Raw genomic sequence first — 1971 nt, forward strand, 5'->3', positions numbered from 1 at the left:
TAGTAAAATAATGTAAATCATAAAGACTGAGTAGAGAAAAACAATTAAAAATAGTTCATGAAGAAAAAAAGAAAGTGGTTCGTTATCCACTTTCCTTTCCTAATTTTATTATGTATCAGAAAAAAGTCCCCTATTTAATAGGGGACTTTTTAGTTATCATAGTGTTATAGATAATTTAAATATTTACGCTACGCTGCGATACTCTTCTTCTTTTTCTTTTTTCTGATTAGGTGCTTGAATTAAAATTGAGATAATGAATGACACGACACATAATACGCCGATCACCATAAAGGTTGGTTTGAATCCACCTAGAAGTGCACCGATAAAGGAACCTGCAAGCGCTCCAAATCCAAATCCTTGATACACAATTCCGTAGTTCTTACTATGGTTTTTCATACCGAAGAAATCACCAACAATAGCTGGGAAAATAGTGATATTTCCACCAAAGCAAAACGCCACACTTGCTACACAGACGAAGTAGATACCATAATTTAAATCTACGAAACTTAGAACCAAGACTGAAGTCGCCATAGCAACAAAAGTACCAGTAACGATTTTTAAACGGCCGATTTTATCTGATAACGGTCCTAGAATGATACGACCCAATGTATTGAATATTGCAACCATAGCCACCGCATTAGCTGCTGTTGCTGCGCTAAGCCCTACAAGTTGAACACCGATGTCTTTTACCATACCAATTAAGTATAAGCCGCTCATACATGATGTAAATAACATAATAAATAATAAGTATACTTGTTTTGTGCCTAACATTTCTTTTGTTGTATATTCTTTAGTTTTTGTTTCCTGAACTGCACCTTGATCAGCAGCTTGATGGATTAAACAAGCGCCAATCACGATCATAGCTGTAACAATTAAACCCCAGTATATAAACGCTTGCGATACACCAACTGAATCAATCAACATTGCGTTTATGTATTTAAATATTAGGCTACCTGTACCATATGCAGAGACAGATATACCGGCGATTAAACCTTTACGCTCTGGAAACCACTTTATTAAATTGGATAGTGAAGTGATATATGCTGTACCATCTGCGTAACCTACAACAACTCCTGCTAGTACATAAAGCATTAATAATGAGGAAGCTTGTGAACTAAGTATTAATCCAAGTCCTAACGCTAGTCCAGCTATCATAATAAGTTTACGAAGTCCCCATTTTTCTTGCAATTTACTCGCAAACAAAGTTGAAAACGCTAAAGAAAGGCTAGTAATTGAGAAAGTTATAGCAACAGAGTTAAGGCTCCAACCGTATTTACTCACTAAGGGCTGATTGAATAAACTCCATGTATATATCGTTCCAAGCCCCATTTGTACTATGACTGTGCCAAGAACAACAAGCCATGGATTAACCGATGATTTTTTCATACCATCTCTCCTCCTCTTTCTATTTCAATGCTATTCGCTAAATATGCTTTTTTCATTTTCATCTTCGCCACCTCATTCGATTTAACAACTTCATTGTATAAGATATCACCCGTTATGTAAGCACTTACAAGACGGAGCGTCAAATATATGGAACCAGTTACATAAAACGAAGGATGAAATACAAAAAACTACTTGTTAAATACGTAGCAGCTTTTATAATGTTTTGCATCAGTACGACCTACGGAAGCTTTTACATCTTCTTTTACAAAAAAAATTATCGAATTATACCATGGCTGGACTTCAATATTTTGCTTATCCTATTCTTATTTAACTCTTCAACGTTTATAACATGTTGCGTCTGTATTTCTTGATACAAATCATTTAATAGTCTTGTAATCTGGCTTCTCATTACAATGCTTGTAATCAAAAGTTCCATCATTTATACATTTCCACTTCCGTATATCTTGTTTTCCTAACGAAACATACAGAATTACAACGTTTTTCTACAATTTTCTACATAAAAACAGAAAACATATAATTCATTTACATAATGTTGCACTTTAATTTTTATTAAACAACAAATAT

The 1971-nt window shown here is 34.1% G+C and carries 1 protein-coding gene; it reads right to left on the reverse strand.

Annotation, left to right across the window (positions count from 1 at the left end; all coding sequences use genetic code 11):
* Window positions 1-183: 183 nt before the first annotated feature.
* Complete coding sequence (locus tag V7038_RS29125) at window positions 184-1386, reverse strand: L-lactate MFS transporter (protein ID WP_335696064.1); 1203 nt, start codon at window positions 1384-1386, stop codon at window positions 184-186.
* Between the last annotated feature and the right edge of the window lie 585 nt (window positions 1387-1971).

Origin of the sequence: Bacillus sp. JJ783, assembly GCF_036963225.1 — a bacterium.
Lineage (GTDB): Bacteria > Bacillota > Bacilli > Bacillales > Bacillaceae_G > Bacillus_A > Bacillus_A cereus_U.